Genomic DNA, 19220 nt, shown 5'->3' with positions numbered 1-19220 from the left:
ACCATGGCCACGCAAGCAGACGGCAAGACTCCCAACCTGTCGCAGGAAGAGCAGCAGGACGTAGACGAGAACCAGCCGCCCCGCGCGGCGGTACTGCACGAGATCATCCGCACCCAGGGCGATCAGGAACTGGAGCGCAATGTCGCCGCACTCTGGTGGTCGGCACTGGCTGCCGGGTTGACCATGGGGCTGTCGCTGATGGCCATGGGGTTGCTCAACTCACGCCTGCCGGATGGTGAGGCCTTTAAGGTCATCGCCAGCTTCGGTTATTGCGCAGGCTTCCTGGCGGTGATCCTCGCGCGCCAGCAACTCTTTACCGAAAACACCCTGACCGCCGTGCTGCCAGTGATGAGCAAGCCGACGCTGGCCAATGTCGGTCGGCTGTTGCGCCTGTGGTCGGTGGTGCTGGTGGGCAACCTGTGCGGCACCTTGCTGGTGGCCTACGTGATGTTGCACCTGCCGATCTTCGACGCCAAGACCGACATGGCCTTCCTCGAAATTGGCCGCAAGATCATGGAAAACGACGCCGGCCAGATGTTTGCCAAGGGCATCGTCTCGGGCTGGATGATCGCCACCATGGTGTGGATGATCCCGTCGATGGAAAGCGCCAAGATGTGGATCATCATCCTCATCACCTACCTGATGGCGCTGGGTGACTTCACCCACATCGTCGTCGGCTCGGCGGAGGTGTCCTACCTGGTGTTCGCCGGTGAGCTGTCGTGGCACGACTTCTGGCTGGTGTTCGCCGGGCCGACGCTGGCCGGCAATATCATCGGCGGCAGTTTTATCTTTGCCTTGATCAGCCATGCGCAGATCCGCAGCGAAGGCAGCCTGCCCGGCAAACAGGCTGCGGACCCCAGGCATCCGCAGCAGGTCAAGAAGGATCAGTGAGCGTCGGGCGTGGCCTCGGGTTCGCCCCGGGTCACGCGCTTGACCAGTTTGCCGATGCTCAAACCCTGCAACAGGATCGACGACAGCACCACGATATAGGTGATGCTCAGCAGCAGGTCGCGCTCCGGGCCCAACGGCAACGCCAGGGCCAATGCCACCGAAACGCCGCCGCGCAGACCGCCCCAGGTGAGGATGCGAATGGTGCCGCGTGGCACCGTGCGCCAGCGCCGCAGCAGCAGAATTGCCGGCGCCACGGTGAGCAGGCGCGAGAGCAGGATGGCCACCGCCAGCAAACTGGCCGCAAATACGTGCAGCCAGTTGAACGGCAACAGCAGCAGCTCCATACCGATCAGCGCAAACAGCAGTGCGTTGAGCATGTCGTCGAGCAATTCCCAGAAGCCGTCCAGGTAGCGCCGGGTCATGTCGTTCATGGCCAGTTTGCGCCCCAGGTTGCCGATGATCAGGCCGGCCACCACCATCGCAATCGGCGCGCTGACGTGCAATTCGGACGCCATCGCCGAGCCACCGATCACCAGCGCCAGGGTCAGCATCACTTCGATCTGGTGCTGCTCGATGCTCTTGATCATCAGGTACACGAGGTAGCCGATCAGCCCGCCGAACACCACGCCGCCAATCGCCTCATGGGCGAACAGCATCGCGGTGGCGCCGACTGTTGGGGTTTCTCCCAACTGCGCGATGCCCAGCAGCACGGTAAACACCACCACCGCCGTGCCGTCGTTGAACAACGACTCGCCGACGATGGTGGTCTTCAGCGGTTTCGAGGCGTTGGCGGTACGCAGAACGCCCAACACCGCAATCGGGTCGGTGGGCGAAATCAACGCGCCGAAGAGCAGGCAGTACAGGAAGCTGACGTGCCAGCCGAACAGGGCAAAAATGTAATACGCCAGACTGCCGATCACCACGGTGGCGATCAGCACACCGAAGGTCGCCAGCAGGCCGATGGGCCAGCGGTAGCTGCGCAGGTCGTTGAGGTTGACGTGCAGGGCGCCGGCGAACAGCAGGAACGAGAGCATCCAGTTCATCAGCAGGTCGCCGAAGTCGATCTGGCCGATGAGCTGCTGGATGCGTTCCTCCAGGCCAGGAAAACCGAGAAAGCTCAGGCCTTGCAGAATCAGGGAAAACAGCAGCGCAGTGACCATCACGCCGATGGTGGGCGGCAGGCCGATAAACCGGTAGTTCACATAGGTGAGCAGGGTGGTGAGGCAAATGAAGGCGGCGACAAGTTCAAGCATCCGGGGTCCTTGGAAGACAGGCAAATTGATTGATGGGGCATGGACAGCAATATCAACATGATGTTGCAGGCCGTGGTGGCGAAAGCGCGATAGAACCTTTGTGTGTGCCATGGCACCTAAGCGGTTAGGTGCGATTGGGCGTTTTTAGTGCTAGAACTCTAATTGCTGCATAAAACGACAAAAGGAATTCAGTGATGACGGTAGCTTTCTGGTGTGTATTGATCGCAATTTTCCTGCCTTACCTGTGCACGGGGGTGGCCAAGTTCAGCGGCGGCAAGTTTGGCCCACGGCAGAACCACGACCCCCGCGCCTACCTGGAAACCCTCGATGGGTTTGCCAAGCGCGCCCACAGTGCGCAACTCAACAGCTTTGAAGTGACTCCGGCGTTCGCTGCGGCGGTGATCATCGCGCACCTGGCCGGCACGGCCGAACTGGTGACCATCAATGTGCTGGCGGTGCTGTTTATCACCAGTCGTCTGCTGTACATCATTTGCTACCTGGCGGACTGGGCGATGCTGCGTTCGCTGGTGTGGGTGGTGGGTATGGCGCTGATCGCGAGTTTCTTCTTCGTCTCGATCTGAAGCCTGATGCAAACCTGCCTGTGTTAGCGGGGCTGATCTGTGGCGAGCGGGCTTGCCCCGCGTTGGGGTGCGAAGCGCCCCCCAATCGAGCAAAACGCCGTGTACCTGATGCGGCTCAGCGCCTGGCTTTGGGGCTGCTGCGCAGCCCAGCGCAGGACAAGCCTGCTCGCCACAGGGAATCTGCGCTTAACTGAACGGCATTAGGGCTTGCCCCACAGACCCGCTCTCCACAAGCCTCAGTTTGCTGGGCGATAGCGTTGTCAGGTCCCGGTCGGCGCATCCGTTACATGCGGCAACGCTACGCCTTTGGGCCAGAGCATCCAGATTTGTCCCTGCTGCTTCATGTTTCCTGCCAGTTCACCCGCCGCCTCGCCGGTGCCCCAGAACAGGTCTGCACGCACTTCGCCGGTGATCGCGCCACCGGTGTCCTGCGCGGCCACCGGTCGGGCGATGGGTGAGCCGTCCGGTTTGGTGGTCGACAGCCACAGCAGACTGCCCAGCGGGATGACCTTGCGGTCCACCGCCACGCTGTAGCCGGCGGTCAGGGGCACATTGAGCGAGCCGCGTGGGCCTTCGTTGCTGTCGGGGCGGGCGCTGAAGAAGACGTAGCTGGGATTGCTCGCCAGCAGTTCGGGTATGCGTTGCGGGTTGGCCTTGGCCCAGGCGCTGATGGCGCCCATGGTCACGTCTTCTTTTTTCAGCTCGCCCTGCTCCACCAGCCAACGGCCAATGGGACGGTAGGGGTAGCCGTTCTGGTCACCATAGCCGACGCGCAGTTGGCGCCCATCGGCCAGTTGAATACGGCCGGAGCCCTGGATCTGCAGGAATTGCAGGTCCATGGGGTTGGTCAGCCAGGCAATCGGCTTGGCCGTGGAGCCCTGGCTGTTGACGGTGGCTGCATCGTCATAGGGCTTGAGCACGCGGCCTTCGAGGCGCCCACGCAGGCGTTTGCCCTTGAGTTCGGGGTAGATGCTCTCCAGATTGACGATGATCAGGTCGTCCGGCACGCCGTACACCGGCACGTGGGCGCTGGCGGTTTCGGTCAGGCTGCCGGGGTAGACCGGCTCGTAATAGCCGGTGATCAAGCCGTTCGCGCTGTCGTCCGCCGAGCGCAGGCCGAACACGTCCAGACGCTCCTTGAGAAAACCGCGTACTGCCACGGCATCGGTGGGCACGCTGGCCGCTGCGGCGCAGGTAGTGCCCCATACCGGGTCGGCCTTGAGGCGTTGGCAGGCGCTGCGCCAGGACTCGAACCCGGCCAGCAGGTCGCTGTCGGACACGGCCGGCAAGGCTTCCCACGGCGCGCCGACATACGTGGCGATGGCATGGGGCTTGGCAGGCTGCGGTTCAACGGCGACGTTGCCGGTGTCTTTGCCCATGTCGCAGCCGGCCAGCAGCGCGATCATCGGTAGGGCCCACGCCAGGCGGCGGCCCCAGGGTTTAACGGTGACATTCATGCATGCACTTCCTGAAAACAATTTTGCGATCACTGGCGGCCGTTATTGGTCGAGCTCTTCCACCGCGTCCTGCAACTCTTTGCGCGACTCGGCGAGCTTGTCCTTGCGCTTGTTGATCTTGTCGGCGTCACCCTTTTTCATCGCCTTGTCGAGGTCGGCCTGACGGCGGCTGACTTCGTGCTTGGCGTCGAGCACCTTGTTTTCACGCTCCTTTTTCAGGGATGCGTCGGTGCAGTTGGCGGTGACTTCACTCAAGGCTTTTTCCAGGCCAGCCTGTTGTGCGCCGTTACCCTGGGCCCTGGCCTGCTCGATCTGGGTGCTGATGGCCTGGCGCTTGGCGGCGCAGCCGGTGAGTGGGTCGGCTTCTTCAGCGGCCAGTAGCGGCATGGTCATGAAACTGGCGACGGTAAACAGCGCGAAAGGGGCTAGAAATTTCATGGGTTACTCCAGGGTCGCAATCGAAGGGGCCGGGCACGGTTCAAAACCCGTCTATACCGGCCACGCGTAGTGTTTCGGCCAGGCTCAGCACGTGCGGATCGCGAAAAAAAGCGCTCAGTTGCGCCGCGCGACCCGGGCCGATGCCATCGATGGCGAGCCAGGCCTGGTGGTCTCTGGCGACCAGCGTCTGCCAGTCGCCGTCCAGATTGTTGCGTGCCGCAGGCGGTACACCCAAGGCTTTGAGCCATTGTGCGAACGGCCGTTGCCGGGCGCTGCGCAGGCTGTCAATTACCCGCGCGCGGCTGCGATCACCGAAGCCGTCAATGTTAGCAAGCTCTGTCGCTTCCAGGGTCAACCAATCGAGCAGGCTTGCGATCAGGCCGGCCTCGATCAACAGGCTCCAGGTTTCGCGGCCCATATGCGGCAGTGCGAGCCCCTGGCTGCCACTCAGCCAGGTCAGGCGTGCGAGCAACTGCTCATCGCACCCCGGATCCAGTTTCCAGCAACTCAAGGCGTGATAGTGACGCGGGTCGGGTACGGCCAGGTCCTCCCTGTGGGTGCTGCGCAGGATGACCTGGTCCAGGTGCGGGATGATCTGCCCGGCCAGGGTGATCGACACCTGGTCGCCAGGGCGGATGTCCATGGCCTGCCAGCGCCTCAGCGAGCCGGCACTCACCCGACTGATCTGCCGGTCGTCCAGCCGCACCGGCTCCAGTTCCAGTATGGGTGTGATGCGCCCGGTGCGCCCGATCTTGAACTGGACGTCACGCACCAGCGCCAGGGCTTTGGCTGCCGGGTATTTCCAGGCGGCCGCCCAGTAGGGCGGGCGGGCTTTCCAGCGCTCGGCGGGTGCGCGCTGCGCCTGGTGCAGCACCACGCCGTCGCTGGCGAAGGGCAGGGGCTGGTTGTACCAATAGACGCGCCAGTATGCGGCGTCGGTGATGTTCCGGACGGGCTGGCTGTAGCGCCGGGTATCCCCGAAGCCCCACCGCTCAAGGCTGGCCAGGCGTTCGACGAAGGATGCCGGGCCTTCCGGCCAGGCCCAGACGAACAGGCCGATACCGGCGGCCTCGGCGTTGCTCAACTGGCGGCGGTTCATCAGGCCGGCCACCTTGCCGCGATTGTTGAGCCCGCCCTGCGCCGATTGCACGTGGTCGTCGAGACGCCAGTAGAGTTCGCCTTGCAGCAGCAGGTCGAGGGGCTCCGGCAGTTGCTGGACGACGCCGGGAATCCTGCGCGCAGACGCCGACCAGTCCTGGCCGAGCTGGCCGTCGCCGCGGCTGATCACCTGCGTCAGGCGGCCTTTGCGGTACCGCAGCGTGACGGCGACGCCGTCGACTTTGGGCTGGACCCACACGTCATGCCGGTTGCCCAGCCAGGCGGCGACGGCCGCTTCGTCGGCGAGCTTTTCCAGGCCGGTATGGGCGACCGGATGGCGCAACGTGCCCCGCGCGCTGGCCAATGGCTGGTCAGCCACCGCCGTGGTCCGGGGGAAACACTGGCGCCAGTTGGCCAAACGCTGGCGGGCCTGGTCATAGAGCTCATCGCTGACGGGCGACTGGCCGAGGCGGTGGTAGCTGTCGTCCCACAATCGGATCTGTTCGGCCAGGGTGCCAACCTGAGTTTGCGCTTGTGGGGGGCAGTCTTCGGCCCATGTTCGACAGGCCAGGGTACAAAGTAAGAGAACAATCACCAGACGCATCATGAGCATCCTTGCTCGAAAAGGGTCCTCAGCCTAAATGATTCCCGCGGGCACAAAAAAGCCCCGACAGGGCGGGGCTTTTTACCGGGTATTTCCGCTTGCCGAAGTTACAGGCCGGCGGCGGTGCGCAGGTCGTTGGCGCGGTCGGTTTTTTCCCAGGTGAAGGTAGTGAAGGTGTCGTCGCCGACGGTTTTCTGCGCAGGCGTACGACCGAAGTGCCCGTAGGCTGCGGTTTCCTGGTACATCGGGTGCAGCAGGTCGAGCATGGTGGTGATTGCGTACGGGCGCAGGTCAAAGATCTCACGCACCAGCTTGACGATCTTGTCGTCGCTGATCTTGCCGGTGCCGAAGGTATTCAGCGAGATCGACGTAGGCTGGGCCACGCCGATAGCGTAGGAAACCTGAATCTCGCAGCGCTCTGCAAGGCCGGCGGCCACGATGTTCTTGGCCACATAACGACCGGCGTAGGCCGCCGAACGGTCAACCTTGGACGGGTCTTTACCCGAGAACGCGCCGCCGCCGTGACGGGCCATGCCGCCGTAGCTGTCGACGATGATCTTGCGACCGGTGAGGCCGCAGTCACCCACCGGGCCACCGATGATGAACTGGCCTGTCGGGTTGATGTGGAACTGGGTGTCCTTGCTCAGCAACTCGGCCGGCAGCACGTGTTTGACGATCAGCTCCATCACGCCTTCGCGCAGGTCGGCGTAGGAAACGTCCGGATTGTGCTGGGTCGACAGTACAACGGCGTCGATACCCACGACTTTGCCGCCTTCGTAACGGCAGGTCACCTGGGACTTGGCGTCCGGACGCAGCCACGGCAGCAGGCCGGTTTTGCGGGCTTCGGCCTGACGCTGCACCAACTGGTGCGAGAAGGTGATCGGTGCCGGCATCAGCACGTCGGTTTCATTGCTGGCGTAGCCGAACATCAGGCCCTGGTCGCCGGCGCCCTGGTCTTCCGGCTTGGCGCGGTCCACACCCTGGTTGATGTCCGGGGACTGCTTGCCGATGATGTTCATCACGCCGCAGGTCGCGCCGTCGAAGCCGACGTCGGAGCTGTTGTAGCCAATGTCGGTGATCACGTCACGAACGATCTGCTCCAGATCGACCCAGGCGGTAGTGGTCACTTCACCGGCGATGATCGCTACACCGGTTTTCACCAGCGTCTCGCACGCCACACGGGCGAATTTGTCTTCAGCAATGATGGCGTCCAGCACCGCATCGGAAATCTGGTCGGCGATTTTGTCCGGATGCCCTTCAGACACGGACTCGGAGGTGAAAAGGGAGTATTCGCTCATCTCGATGATTTCCTGATATTTACCGATGGTGAGTGTCGCCAGCCGGTCGCTGAAAGTGGCGGACCTGGATCTGGAAACCATTACGTAAACCTACATAGAGGCTTTCCCCGGGAACGAGTCCCGCAGCGGTGGCCCAACGGGCCAGATCGTCCTGTTCAAAACCCAACCAGAGATCACCGCAGGCCTCCCTGGCCCAATTCTGGTTGTGGCTGCATAAATCCGTAACCAGCAGGCTACCGCCGGGGTGCAGCAACCCGGCCATTTGTTTGAGGGCGTCTGCCGGGGCGGCGAAATGGTGCAGGACCATGTTCAGCACCACGCAGTCGGCCTGCAAGGGCGTGTCGCTCAACGCATCAGCCAGTTGCAGGGTGACATTGCCCAGCGCCTCGCGCTCACACAACTGGCGGGCCAGCTCCAGCATCGCCGGGCTGTTGTCCAGCGCCGTAACCTGCACAAAACGCCGTGCCAGGTCCGGCAGGAAACCGCCGTCGCCGGGGCCTACTTCCAGTGCGGTGGCCTTGTTACTGAAGCTTAACTTGTCGAGCAGCGCCAATACGCTTTCGCGGTACTGAGGCAGGCCGGCAATCAAGTCCTGCTGGGCGCGAAACTTCTCGGCCACCCGTGAGAAAAAATCCTGGCTGGCGGCTGCGCGTTGCCCGTGCACCTCGCTGATGCGTGTCTGCACGTCGCCGGGCAGGCTCAGGTTGTCGACTTCTTCGAGCAGGGCGCCGTGCAGTTTGCCGCCGAGCAACTCGGTGTGGGGCAGGGCGCGCCGGTAAAAAATGGCGTTGCCTTCGCGGCGGGTGGCCACCAGGTCGGCCTGAGCCAGTACCTTCAGATGGTGGCTCATGCCGGACTGACCGATGGCGAAGATCCGCGACAGCTCCAATACGCCAAACGAATCGTTGGCCAGCGCGCGCAGTACGTTCAGGCGCAACGGGTCACCGGCGGCCTTGCACAGGGCGGCCAGCTCATCGCTATCGTCGGGACGCAGGGAAGGCACGGTCAGGTTCATAAGGCCAGCAGTCTAGTGACGGGGTGGAGTCATCGCAAGGCCAATATCAAAAAGTTTTGATATTGAACGATAAGTGGCGGTTATAAGCAGCCGCTCTATCTTCTGGACGAGCGGGTGGCGCGGTTCTACAGGGCATTGGCGCGCCAACCACAGGAAAAACGGCCTCATGTGAGTATCGGTCATTGCCCACAGGCGGTGGCTGAGGGAAAATGCCGGTCCTTTTTTGCGTTTCTTTTAATCACTCACTATTCAGAATCCTCAGGAGAACAGCGATGCCCAGCCGTCGTGAGCGTGCCAACGCCATTCGTGCCCTCAGCATGGATGCCGTGCAAAAAGCCAACAGCGGCCATCCCGGTGCCCCGATGGGCATGGCGGATATCGCCGAGGTCCTTTGGCGTGATTACCTGAAGCACAACCCGAGCAATCCCTCCTTCGCCGACCGTGACCGCTTCGTGCTGTCCAACGGCCACGGTTCGATGCTGATCTATTCGCTGCTGCACCTGACCGGCTACGACGTCACCATTGACGACCTCAAGAGCTTCCGCCAGCTGCACAGCCGCACCCCGGGTCACCCGGAATTCGGCTACACCCCGGGCGTCGAGACCACCACCGGTCCCCTGGGCCAGGGCCTGGCCAACGCCGTGGGTTTTGCGCTGGCTGAAAAAGTCCTGGGCGCGCAGTTCAACCGTCCCGGCCATGACATCGTCGACCACCACACCTATGTGTTCCTGGGTGATGGCTGCATGATGGAAGGCATTTCCCATGAAGTCGCCTCCCTGGCCGGCACCCTGGGCCTGGGCAAGCTGATTGCCTTCTACGATGACAACGGCATCTCCATCGACGGCGAAGTCGAAGGCTGGTTCACCGATGACACACCGAAGCGTTTCGAAGCCTACAACTGGCAGGTAATACGCAACGTCGACGGCCACGATCCGGAAGAGATCAAGACCGCCATCGACACCGCGCGCAAGAGCGTGCAACCGACCCTGATCTGCTGCAAAACCACCATTGGTTTCGGCTCGCCGAACAAGCAGGGCAAGGAAGACTGCCACGGTGCCCCGCTGGGTGACGCGGAAATCGCCCTGACCCGCGAAGCGCTGAAGTGGAACTACGGCCCGTTCGAAATTCCGGCCGATATCGCCGCCGAATGGGACGCCAGGGAAAAAGGCCTGGCAGCTGAAGCCGAGTGGGACCAGCGTTTTGCCGCCTACTCCGCCGAATTCCCGGAATTGGCCAACGAACTGGTACGTCGTCTGGCCGGTGACCTGCCGGCCGACTTCTCGGAAAAAGCCTCGGCCTACATCGCCGAAGTTGCGGCCAAGGGCGAGACCATCGCCAGCCGTAAAGCCAGCCAGAACACCCTGAACGCCTTTGGTCCGCTGCTGCCCGAGATCCTCGGCGGCTCGGCCGACCTGGCCGGTTCCAACCTGACCCTGTGGAAAGGCTGCAAAGGCGTGTCGGCCGAAGACGCCAGCGGCAACTACATGTACTACGGCGTGCGCGAGTTCGGCATGAGCGCCATCATGAACGGCGTGTCCCTGCACGGCGGGCTGGTGCCTTACGGCGCGACCTTCCTGATGTTCATGGAATACGCGCGTAACGCCGTGCGCATGGCCGCGCTGATGAAAAAACGCGTGATCCATGTGTACACCCACGACTCCATCGGTCTGGGCGAAGACGGCCCGACGCACCAGCCGGTCGAGCAGCTGACCAGCCTGCGGACCACGCCGAACCTGGATTGCTGGCGCCCGGCCGACGCGGTGGAATCCGCGGTGGCCTGGAAGCATGCCATCGAGCGCAAGGACGGCCCTTCGGCGCTGATCTTCTCGCGTCAGAACCTGCAGCATCAGGTGCGTACCGACGCACAGATCGCCGACATCAGCCGTGGCGGCTACGTGCTCAAGGACTGCATCGGTGAGCCAGAGCTGATCCTGATCTCCACCGGTTCCGAAGTGGGGCTGACTGTGCAGGCCTACGACAAGCTGACCGCGCAAGGCCGCAACGTACGTGTTGTGTCCATGCCGTGCACCAGCGTGTTCGAAGCCCAGGACGCTGGCTACAAGCAATCGGTATTGCCGTTGCAGGTCAGCGCGCGTATCGCCGTTGAAGCGGCACACGCCGACTACTGGTACAAGTACGTGGGCCTGGAAGGCCGCGTGATCGGCATGACCACCTACGGAGAGTCGGCGCCGGCGCCAGCGTTGTTCGAAGAGTTCGGTTTCACTCTGGAAAACATCCTGGGTCAGGCTGAAGAGCTGCTGGAAGACTAAGGCTGTAGATTGAGGTGGCTGTGCTGGCCTCTTCGCGAGCAAGCCCGCTCCCACACTTGAATGGGTTCACAGTTCCATTGTGTGAACCCGATCAAAATGTGGGAGCGGGCTTGCTCGCGAAGGCGGCGGCACATTCACCCCTTCACCCAAGTTGATCGAGAACCCCATGCCCCAACCGCGTCCCTACAAAGTTGCACTCAACGGCTACGGCCGCATTGGTCGTTGCGTCTTGCGTGCGCTGTTCGAGCGAGGGGCGGCAGCCGGGTTCGAGATTGTCGCGATCAACGATCTGGCCGACATGGCCAGCATCGAATACCTGACACGCTTTGACTCCACCCACGGCCGCTTTCCCGGCGAAGTGCGGGTTGAAGACGACTGTCTGCATATCAATGGCAACTGCGTGCAGGTATTGCGCAGTGCCACCCCCGAAGGCATCGACTGGAAGGCACTGGGTGTCGACCTGGTGCTGGAATGTTCCGGTGTCTATAACACCCGCGCCGACGGCCAGCGTTTTCTCGACGCCGGCGCGCCGCGTGTGCTGTTTTCCCAGCCGATGGCCAGCGAGGCGGATGTCGACGCCACCATCGTCTACGGCATTAACCAGGACTGCCTGACCGGCGCCGAGTTGCTGGTGTCCAACGCGTCCTGTACCACCAATTGCAGCGTGCCGCTGTTGCGCCTGCTGGACCGGTCGATTGGCATCGATTACGTGTCGATCACCACCATTCACTCGGCGATGAACGACCAGCCGGTGATCGATGCCTACCACCATGAAGACCTGCGTCGCACGCGCTCGGCGTTCCAGTCGGTGATCCCGGTGTCCACCGGCCTGGCCCGTGGCATCGAGCGATTGCTGCCGGAACTTGCCGGGCGAATCCAGGCCAAAGCCGTACGGGTGCCGACGGTAAACGTGTCTTGCCTGGACATCACCCTGCAGAGCATCAGCGACACCGATGCCGCGGAGGTCAATCGGATACTGCGCGACGCTGCCACCCGCGGCCCGCTCAAAGGCCTGCTGGCCTATACCGAGTTGCCCCACGCCAGTTGTGATTTCAACCACGACCCGCATTCGGCAATCGTCGACGCCAGCCAGACCCGCGTCTCCGGCCCTCGGCTGGTGAATATCCTGGCCTGGTTCGACAACGAATGGGGCTTTGCCAATCGCATGCTCGACGTTGCCCAGCACTACCTGCAAGTGGCCTCACCCCAACAACCTCAACAGTAATTCAGGAACTGCGACCCATGACCGTGTTGAAGATGACCGACCTCGATCTGCAAGGTAAGCGCGTACTGATTCGCGAAGACCTCAACGTCCCCGTAAAGGACGGTGTGGTCACCAGCGATGCGCGAATCCTGGCCTCGCTGCCGACCATCAAGCTGGCTCTGGAAAAAGGCGCGGCCGTGATGGTCTGCTCCCACCTGGGTCGTCCCACCGAAGGTGAATTCTCGGCTGAAAACAGCCTCAAGCCGGTGGCGCAATACCTGAGCAAGGCCCTGGGCCGTGACGTGCCGCTGGTGGCCGACTACCTGGACGGTGTCGACGTTAACGCCGGCGATATCGTGCTGTTCGAAAACGTACGCTTCAATAAGGGCGAGAAAAAGAACAGCGACGAACTGGCCCGGCAATATGCGGCGCTGTGTGATGTGTTTGTGATGGACGCCTTCGGCACCGCTCACCGCGCAGAAGGGTCGACCCACGGCGTGGCCAAGTTCGCCAAGGTTGCCGCGGCTGGCCCGTTGCTGGCCGCTGAGCTGGACGCACTGGGCAAGGCCCTGGGCGCTCCGGCACAACCGATGGCCGCCATCGTCGCCGGCTCCAAAGTGTCCACCAAGCTGGACGTACTCAACAGCCTGAGCCAGATCTGCAACCAGTTGATCGTCGGCGGCGGCATTGCCAACACCTTCCTCGCCGCCGCTGGCCACCCGGTGGGCAAGTCGCTGTACGAACCGGACCTGCTGGATACCGCCCGCGCCATCGCCGCCAAAGTCAGCGTGCCGCTGCCAGTGGACGTGGTGGTGGCCAAGGAATTCGCTGAAAGCGCCGAAGCCACCGTCAAGCTCATCGCTGACGTGGCCGATGACGACATGATTCTGGATATCGGCCCGCAAACCGCGGCCAACTTCGCTGAACTGCTGAAGGCGTCCCGGACCATTCTGTGGAATGGCCCGGTCGGCGTGTTCGAGTTCGACCAGTTCGGCAACGGCACCAAAGTGCTGGCCAAGGCGATTGCCGAAAGCTCGGCATTCTCCATCGCCGGCGGTGGCGACACCCTGGCCGCCATCGATAAATATGGCGTTGCTGATCAGATCTCCTACATTTCTACCGGTGGCGGCGCGTTCCTCGAGTTCGTCGAGGGCAAAGTCCTGCCGGCCGTTGAAGTGCTGGAAACCCGGGCCAAGGGCTGAGGCCTGCCATGATCCGGAAAAGGAGCATTCCCATGATCAAGTCGTTGGCATGGGTGATCGCAGCGGGCCTGTTGGCCGGCTGCGGCAGCACGCCCAGCGTTGCGCCCGAGGCAGAAAAGCCTGGGGCTGCGCCGAAAAAAAGCTGCTACCAGGCCGACTGGCAAGCCGAAACCATGCCGGTGATCAACAAGCGCATCGGCAATGAACGGCTGGAACAATACGACGCCGCGCCCAACGGTCAGGAACAGGGTTGCCCATGACGGGTCTGATCAACTAAACGACAGCAGTGGCGGCCCTTGGGCCGTCGTTCGAGGAGTGGTAATGAAAGGCGTATTCGCCCTGGCAGCCCTGGCCTTGTTGGCCGGTTGCAGCAGCATGAACATGTTCAACAAGGCGCCAGAGCCGGCAGACAAATGGACCACCTGGACCTGCGACAGCAAAGCCGAGGTCAACTGGCGCTTTGCCAGCCCGGCCCGTTCCGAAGTGGATGTACGCCTCGGCGGTTCGGACCAGGTTTATCGCCTCAAGCAAGAGGTTGCCGCCTCGGGTGTTCTGTATAGCGACGGCCAATTGGCGTTTCATACCAAGGGTGAGGAAGGCCTGGTTTACTGGGTCGCCACCGATGATTTGATCGGAAGGGGCTGCAAAGCCAACTGAATCCAACAGCTATAACGATTCAGCAGGCCAGGCTTAACCCCTTGATCTGCAATAACTTGAATAGCAGCCGCCGCTACGGCAGGCTTGCACGATTAACGACCCTCTACCGGGAGAGACAACACAATGGCACTTATCAGCATGCGTCAAATGCTGGACCACGCAGCCGAGTTCGGCTACGGCGTCCCAGCCTTTAACGTCAACAACCTTGAGCAGATGCGCGCCATCATGGAAGCCGCTGACAAGACCGACTCCCCCGTGATCGTCCAGGCTTCGGCCGGTGCCCGCAAATACGCCGGTGCGCCTTTCCTGCGTCACCTGATCCTCGCCGCCATCGAAGAATTCCCGCACATCCCGGTGTGCATGCACCAGGACCACGGCACCAGCCCTGACGTGTGCCAGCGCTCCATCCAACTGGGCTTCAGCTCGGTCATGATGGACGGCTCCCTCGGCGAAGACGGCAAGACCCCCACTGACTACGAGTACAACGTACGCGTCACCCAGCAAACCGTGGCCATGGCTCACGCCTGCGGTGTTTCGGTGGAAGGCGAGCTGGGTTGCCTGGGTTCGCTTGAAACCGGCATGGCCGGCGAAGAAGACGGCATCGGCGCCGAAGGCGTACTGGATCACAGCCAGATGCTGACCGACCCGGAAGAAGCCGCTGATTTCGTGAAAAAGACCCAGGTCGACGCCCTGGCCATCGCCATCGGCACCAGCCACGGCGCCTACAAGTTCACCAAGCCGCCGACCGGCGACGTATTGGCCATCGACCGCATCAAGGAAATCCACAAGCGCATCCCCAACACCCACCTGGTGATGCACGGTTCTTCCTCCGTGCCGCAGGAGTGGCTGGCGATCATCAACCAGTACGGCGGCGACATTAAAGAAACCTACGGCGTGCCGGTTGAAGAAATTGTCGAAGGCATCAAGCACGGCGTGCGCAAGGTCAACATCGACACCGACCTGCGCCTGGCCTCCACCGGCGCAATGCGTCGCCTGATGGCCACCAACCCGAGCGAGTTCGACCCGCGCAAGTTCTTCGGCGCCACCGTGACCGCGATGCGCGATGTATGTATCGCTCGCTATGAAGCCTTTGGTACGGCGGGTAACGCTTCGAAGATCAAACCGATTTCGTTGGAAGCCATGTATCAGCGGTATTTGAAGGGTGAGTTGAACGCCAAGGTGAACTAGGCCTTAGGTATCAAAAAAAGCCCGCATGATGCGGGCTTTTTTTATGCATACGGACACTCATGAAAAATGAGTGTCCGCCGTACGGGGTGTAACCAGATTAGTTTTTGAGTAGCCTAACTGCGATGGCATCAGGCGAGTATTGGCGAGCTGCTTAAGTAACTTTTTTGCTGCGCCAGTATTAGCTTAAATTAATAGTCATACTGGGTCCCCAGGACGATGCACTGTTTGCGAGTCTACATTGTGCGGTAATGGCTATGGTTTCAGGGCCCTGAAATCTTAATGTGGCAGAAAAGTGACCGTTTTCGTCACAGAAAACACTGGCCAATTCGTATCCGTGATTCGCAATAAAAATACTCACGTTAGGCATGGAAAGATGCCTGAACATTAAATATTTTGTAGGGTGAATCCCGTCAGGCATTGATTATTTTCTATTTTTTATGTGCGCCATCCAAGGTGTGATTTTATTCATCTCGAATAGTTTAAGTTCGTGTTTTGAACGCGCATTGAATCTATTTGATGATGGAGAGTTAGTGATGGGATATATCAAAAAAGCCGCTGTCATGATGGCGTTGTTGACAATAGGCACGGCAGCCTTTGCGAAGGAGCGGGTATTCACCGCGTCTGTTGATGCAAAGGGCGTAATAACCGCCCAATCGCCTCTGTGGATAAAGGACGTTAAGTTAACCGCTCAGCCTGATTACTTTTCAGACTACAAGGTCAGATTTGTTCCCGGGACGTTTAAGGAGGTTCCGCGTTTCTGTACGGTCTCGGTCACCGATGTCAGCTCCAATGATCACATTTTCTACGGACACGCCAAGTTGGGCAGCGTTCCGGCGATTAATTACGTTAACGTCTTGACGCTCAAGGTGGGCGACAACAAGCCGGCCGGTGATTCGTCAATGGGCTTCATGTTGATGTGCGTTGAATAATGTGATCTGACTGAGAAGCCCCGCTATTCACGGGGCTGCTTCCTGGCGTCACTCGTGATCTATATCCAACTTCGCAAACTTCACCCGCGCGCCTTCCTTGCTGTCGCCGCTGTTGTCCTGCACGTACACCCCCGCCTTGAAGTACAAAGGCTTTGCGCCCCATGCCGCGCCGATGCGCTCGTTCCATTGCCCGTCGGCAGCCTCCACGCTGAGTAGCCCTGCCTTGTTGAGGTTGATCACGTAGGTAAAGCTCTTGTCCAGCGGCACGTTGGTGGCGACGGTGATCACGCGGCTTTCGTCGTCGTCCGGGCGCATGCGCACTTTGGCGACAATGTTGCCGCTCTGGGTTTTTTCCTTGAACTGGTATTCCAGCTTGATCAGCGGTTTCTGGCTGTCGTAGGCATGGATCTGGCCGATCACGACCTTGCCGCTGGAGGGCACCTGGTTCACTTCCAGAGTGGCGCGCAGGAAGTTGTCGGCATCGGGATAGTTCCAGTTGCGCAGGCGGCCGTCGGCGTAGGTTTCGCGCAGTTCGCTGCGGGGGTAGATGGCATTGTCGGTGCGCGTGCCGGTTACGGGTGTCCAGAATTGCACGTTGCTGCCTTCAGCCTGAAAGTACTGGTCCTTGAAGCCGTTCATCAGCTTGGGGGTGTCGATGGTCGAGGGGGGCGAGCCTACCGGAATGCTCAGGTTCCAGGTGGAAAGGTCGATCATGGTGTTGGCCTTTTAAGGAAAGAGAAGGCTTTAGCCCGAGGGCTCCAGAGTTTATTTATAGGCGGAACTCACCAGGTTGTTAATTATTTTGTGGCAAATTTCTGGCGTCAAAGGAATACCAAAAAGCCATGTTCCCGTACCCCGTGGGGTGTAGCGCTCGACCGTTAGTCGGCTTCCCCGGCTTTGGCGCAATGATGGCACCTGCGTCACTTCTGATTTGCAGGTTCCAAGGCTAGAGTGAGGCCTCAGTATTTGTCCGGGTTTTCTGTCGGAAGTGACCGGGTCAGTTCCTAAGGAAGAGACGTAGCATGGAATGCGCTCCACACCACCGCGATGGCAGTTCGGTTCTTCTGGTGGTCGATGATTACCCGGAAAACCTCATCAGCATGCGCGCGCTGTTGCAGCATGACGATTGGCAGGTGATAACCGCCGATTCCGGTGTGCAAGCGCTGGGACTGTTGCTGGAGCACGACGTCGATCTGGTCTTGCTGGACGTGAAGATGCCCGGCATGGACGGCTTCGAAGTCGCTCGCCTGATGCGCGGCAGCCAGCGCACCTGCATGACGCCGATCATCTTCCTGAGTGCCAACGCGCAGTCGCCGGCCTCCGTGCTGGAGGGCTACGCCAGCGGTGCCATCGACTACCTGTTCAAGCCCTTCGATCCGCTTATCCTCAAGCCCAAAGTCCAGGCGTTGCTCGACCACCAGCGCAACCGCCGGGCCTTGCAGCGTTTGAGCCATGATCTGGAGCTGGCCCGCGCGTTCAACGCCTCGGTGCTCGACAACGCCGCCGAGGGCATTCTGGTGGTCGGCGAGGACGGCGTGATTCAGTACGCCAACCCGGCGATCTCACGTCTGCTCAACGCCACCACCGATGAGCTGCAGGGCCAGGAGTTTCTGCGCTTCCTGCAAAAACCCCATGTGCCGGCCTGGTTCGATTCGCAGATGTACGCCGGTTACCGCAGCGGCGAAACCTGGCGCCTGCACGATGCGATCCTGCGTACCAGCCGAGGCCAGCAGGTGCCGGTGGCGTTGTCCTGCGCGCGCCTGCCCGCCGAGCAGAAGGCCATGGTGGTGACGGTGCTGGACATGTCCGAAGTGCGTCACCTGCATCAGCAACTGGAGTTCCAGGCCGTGACCGACCCGTTGACCGGGCTGTTGAACCGTCGTGGTTTTCAACAGGCGGTGGACAGCATTCTGCTGCGCGGCGAACGCAGTGAGGCGTCGCTGGTGCTGCTCTACCTGGACCTCGATGGGTTCAAGCGGGTCAACGATTCGTTGGGCCATGATGCCGGTGACCGGGTGCTGCGCTGGGTGTCCGAGCAGATCAAGGCATGCCTGGGTTCGTGCGACCTTCTCGGGCGCATGGGGGGGGATGAGTTCACCGCGTTGCTGGAGCTGGAGTTCCCGGAGCAGGCGGCAAAGATCTCAGAGAAGCTGATCGAACGAGTGTCTGTTTGTCATCAGGTTGATGGTTTGGATGTGATGCTTGGGGTCAGCATCGGCATTGCTACGTTTCCCGATTGTGGCTCGGACCTGAACGGCCTGCTGCGCGCGGCCGACATTGCCATGTACGAAGCCAAGCGCGCGGGACGTCAGCAATATCGCTATTACGACCAGGAAATGAACGGTCGCGCACGTTCGCGCCTGATGCTGGAAGACAGCGTGCGCACGGCAATCCACAACAAGGAATTCACCCTGGTATACCAGCCCCAGGTGTCCCTCGACGCCGGTCGTTTGCGCGGCGTCGAAGCGCTGTTGCGCTGGCAGCATCCCAGCGTCGGCGACGTACCGCCGGGGCTGTTTCTGCCGCTGCTGGAAGAAGCGCGGCTGATCAGCCAGTTGAGCGCCTGGATTTACCAGCAAGTCGCCGCGCAACGCCAGGCCTGGCAGACCTGTTTCGACGGTGAACTGGTGCTGAGCGTGAGCCTGAGCGCAAGTCAGTTCAATATGCCCAACCTGGCGACCCAGTTGCAGCAGGTGCTTGACCGACATGGGTTGCAGGGCCGTCAGATGGAGGTGGAAATCAGCGAAGACAGCCTGATGAGCAACCTCGAAGAATCCATCAAACAGCTCAAGCTGTTGCGCCGCATCGGTGTACGGATTGCCTTGGACGACTTCGGTTTGGGCAACTGCTCACTCGCCCATCTGCGCGACCTGGCGTTCGACACCCTCAAGCTGGACCCGCAATTGGTCGCCCGGCTGCCGGATTCGGCGCGGGATGCAGCGATGGCCCGCAGCATTATCGAGCTGTGCACGCATTTCGACGTGCTGGTGGTAGCCGAGGGCGTGGATACCCAGGCGCAGGCCGATTGGCTCAAGGCCAATGGCTGCCGGTTCATTCAGGGCGCATGGGCATCAAAGCCCTTGATGGCCGACGAGGTCGTTGACTGGGCACGCGCTCGGCAACGTTGAATTCGCT

Annotated in this window: 17 protein-coding genes; 10 read left to right on the top strand and 7 right to left on the bottom strand. The window is 61.3% G+C overall.

Going from position 1 to position 19220, the window contains the following annotated elements; translation table 11 throughout:
* Positions 1-3 precede the first annotated feature (3 nt).
* Positions 4-891, top strand: coding sequence for a formate/nitrite transporter family protein (locus tag JOE32_RS15435; protein ID WP_209985822.1), 888 nt, complete (start codon positions 4-6; stop codon positions 889-891).
* Here the strand turns inward: JOE32_RS15435 and JOE32_RS15430 are convergent.
* Positions 885-2144 carry a sodium:proton antiporter gene (locus JOE32_RS15430; RefSeq protein WP_057006562.1) on the bottom strand — a complete coding sequence of 420 codons (1260 nt, stop codon included), beginning with the start codon at positions 2142-2144 and terminating at the stop codon, positions 885-887. The two genes, JOE32_RS15435 and JOE32_RS15430, sit on opposite strands and share 7 nt — an antisense overlap.
* 194 nt (positions 2145-2338) lie before the next feature.
* Between JOE32_RS15430 and JOE32_RS15425 the strand changes: the two genes are divergently transcribed.
* Complete coding sequence (locus JOE32_RS15425; RefSeq protein ID WP_057006563.1) at positions 2339-2725, top strand: MAPEG family protein; 387 nt, start codon at positions 2339-2341, stop codon at positions 2723-2725.
* A 260-nt stretch (positions 2726-2985) separates the two neighbouring features.
* Here the strand turns inward: JOE32_RS15425 and JOE32_RS15420 are convergent, their stop codons facing one another.
* The 5 genes from JOE32_RS15420 to JOE32_RS15400 form a co-directional block, all read right to left on the bottom strand.
* Positions 2986-4182, bottom strand: coding sequence for an MltA domain-containing protein (locus JOE32_RS15420; RefSeq protein WP_209985818.1), 1197 nt, complete (start codon positions 4180-4182; stop codon positions 2986-2988).
* 42 nt (positions 4183-4224) lie between these two features.
* Positions 4225-4620: a DUF1090 domain-containing protein gene (locus JOE32_RS15415; RefSeq protein WP_209985816.1), complete on the bottom strand. Its 396-nt coding sequence runs from the start codon at positions 4618-4620 to the stop codon at positions 4225-4227.
* 40 nt (positions 4621-4660) lie between these two features.
* A complete protein-coding gene (ligB, locus tag JOE32_RS15410; RefSeq protein ID WP_209985813.1) occupies positions 4661-6325 on the bottom strand; it encodes an NAD-dependent DNA ligase LigB in 1665 nt (554 codons plus the stop codon).
* 104 nt (positions 6326-6429) lie between these two features.
* Positions 6430-7620: a methionine adenosyltransferase gene (gene metK, locus JOE32_RS15405; RefSeq protein ID WP_122542141.1), complete on the bottom strand. Its 1191-nt coding sequence runs from the start codon at positions 7618-7620 to the stop codon at positions 6430-6432.
* 19 nt (positions 7621-7639) lie between these two features.
* Positions 7640-8635: a metalloregulator ArsR/SmtB family transcription factor gene (locus JOE32_RS15400; protein ID WP_209985811.1), complete on the bottom strand. Its 996-nt coding sequence runs from the start codon at positions 8633-8635 to the stop codon at positions 7640-7642.
* Positions 8636-8907: 272 nt separating this feature from the next.
* Between JOE32_RS15400 and tkt the strand changes: the two genes are divergently transcribed.
* The 7 genes from tkt to JOE32_RS15365 all read left to right on the top strand — a co-directional run bounded on the left by tkt (position 8908) and on the right by JOE32_RS15365 (position 16085).
* Entirely contained in the window at positions 8908-10905 is a 1998-nt protein-coding gene (gene tkt, locus JOE32_RS15395; RefSeq protein ID WP_209985808.1) for a transketolase, read from the top strand.
* 166 nt (positions 10906-11071) lie between these two features.
* On the top strand, positions 11072-12130 hold the full coding sequence (epd, locus tag JOE32_RS15390; RefSeq protein WP_209985805.1) for an erythrose-4-phosphate dehydrogenase: 1059 nt from the start codon (positions 11072-11074) through the stop codon (positions 12128-12130).
* A gap of 17 nt (positions 12131-12147) precedes the next feature.
* Positions 12148-13311, top strand: a complete 1164-nt coding sequence (locus tag JOE32_RS15385) for a phosphoglycerate kinase (RefSeq protein WP_209985802.1) — start codon at positions 12148-12150, stop codon at positions 13309-13311.
* A 32-nt stretch (positions 13312-13343) separates the two neighbouring features.
* The gene (locus JOE32_RS15380) at positions 13344-13571 is read left to right on the top strand and encodes a hypothetical protein (RefSeq protein WP_209985799.1); all 228 of its coding nucleotides are present in this window, start codon (positions 13344-13346) and stop codon (positions 13569-13571) included.
* A 61-nt stretch (positions 13572-13632) separates the two neighbouring features.
* Positions 13633-13968, top strand: coding sequence for an MliC family protein (locus tag JOE32_RS15375; RefSeq protein WP_209985796.1), 336 nt, complete (start codon positions 13633-13635; stop codon positions 13966-13968).
* Between the two features lie 123 nt (positions 13969-14091).
* Entirely contained in the window at positions 14092-15156 is a 1065-nt protein-coding gene (gene fba, locus JOE32_RS15370; protein WP_003234513.1) for a class II fructose-bisphosphate aldolase, read from the top strand.
* A gap of 533 nt (positions 15157-15689) precedes the next feature.
* A complete protein-coding gene (locus JOE32_RS15365) occupies positions 15690-16085 on the top strand; it encodes a hypothetical protein (protein WP_209985794.1) in 396 nt (131 codons plus the stop codon).
* Positions 16086-16133: 48 nt separating this feature from the next.
* Here the strand turns inward: JOE32_RS15365 and JOE32_RS15360 are convergent, their stop codons facing one another.
* Entirely contained in the window at positions 16134-16799 is a 666-nt protein-coding gene (locus JOE32_RS15360; RefSeq protein WP_209985789.1) for a polysaccharide lyase family 7 protein, read from the bottom strand.
* Positions 16800-17107: 308 nt separating this feature from the next.
* On the opposite strand from JOE32_RS15360, the gene JOE32_RS15355 reads away from it, so the two are divergent.
* A complete protein-coding gene (locus JOE32_RS15355; protein WP_209985787.1) occupies positions 17108-19213 on the top strand; it encodes an EAL domain-containing protein in 2106 nt (701 codons plus the stop codon).
* Positions 19214-19220 lie beyond the last annotated feature (7 nt).

The organism is Pseudomonas sp. PvP025 (assembly GCF_017832155.1).
GTDB lineage: Bacteria > Pseudomonadota > Gammaproteobacteria > Pseudomonadales > Pseudomonadaceae > Aquipseudomonas.
The sequence above is the reverse complement of the archived record's forward strand: the minus strand, read 5'-3'. Positions and strand labels throughout refer to the sequence as shown.

Coding starts and splice junctions, on each gene's coding strand:
- fba (WP_003234513.1), top strand. CDS start 14,092: ATGGCACTTATCAGCATGCGTCAAATGCTGGACCACGCAGCCGAGTTC.
- JOE32_RS15425 (WP_057006563.1), top strand. CDS start 2,339: ATGACGGTAGCTTTCTGGTGTGTATTGATCGCAATTTTCCTGCCTTAC.
- JOE32_RS15430 (WP_057006562.1), bottom strand. CDS start 2,144: ATGCTTGAACTTGTCGCCGCCTTCATTTGCCTCACCACCCTGCTCACC.
- JOE32_RS15365 (WP_209985794.1), top strand. CDS start 15,690: ATGGGATATATCAAAAAAGCCGCTGTCATGATGGCGTTGTTGACAATA.
- ligB (WP_209985813.1), bottom strand. CDS start 6,325: ATGATGCGTCTGGTGATTGTTCTCTTACTTTGTACCCTGGCCTGTCGA.
- JOE32_RS15385 (WP_209985802.1), top strand. CDS start 12,148: ATGACCGTGTTGAAGATGACCGACCTCGATCTGCAAGGTAAGCGCGTA.
- JOE32_RS15435 (WP_209985822.1), top strand. CDS start 4: ATGGCCACGCAAGCAGACGGCAAGACTCCCAACCTGTCGCAGGAAGAG.
- JOE32_RS15420 (WP_209985818.1), bottom strand. CDS start 4,182: ATGAATGTCACCGTTAAACCCTGGGGCCGCCGCCTGGCGTGGGCCCTA.
- tkt (WP_209985808.1), top strand. CDS start 8,908: ATGCCCAGCCGTCGTGAGCGTGCCAACGCCATTCGTGCCCTCAGCATG.
- JOE32_RS15400 (WP_209985811.1), bottom strand. CDS start 8,635: ATGAACCTGACCGTGCCTTCCCTGCGTCCCGACGATAGCGATGAGCTG.
- JOE32_RS15360 (WP_209985789.1), bottom strand. CDS start 16,799: ATGATCGACCTTTCCACCTGGAACCTGAGCATTCCGGTAGGCTCGCCC.
- JOE32_RS15355 (WP_209985787.1), top strand. CDS start 17,108: ATGGAATGCGCTCCACACCACCGCGATGGCAGTTCGGTTCTTCTGGTG.
- epd (WP_209985805.1), top strand. CDS start 11,072: ATGCCCCAACCGCGTCCCTACAAAGTTGCACTCAACGGCTACGGCCGC.
- JOE32_RS15375 (WP_209985796.1), top strand. CDS start 13,633: ATGAAAGGCGTATTCGCCCTGGCAGCCCTGGCCTTGTTGGCCGGTTGC.
- JOE32_RS15380 (WP_209985799.1), top strand. CDS start 13,344: ATGATCAAGTCGTTGGCATGGGTGATCGCAGCGGGCCTGTTGGCCGGC.
- JOE32_RS15415 (WP_209985816.1), bottom strand. CDS start 4,620: ATGAAATTTCTAGCCCCTTTCGCGCTGTTTACCGTCGCCAGTTTCATG.
- metK (WP_122542141.1), bottom strand. CDS start 7,620: ATGAGCGAATACTCCCTTTTCACCTCCGAGTCCGTGTCTGAAGGGCAT.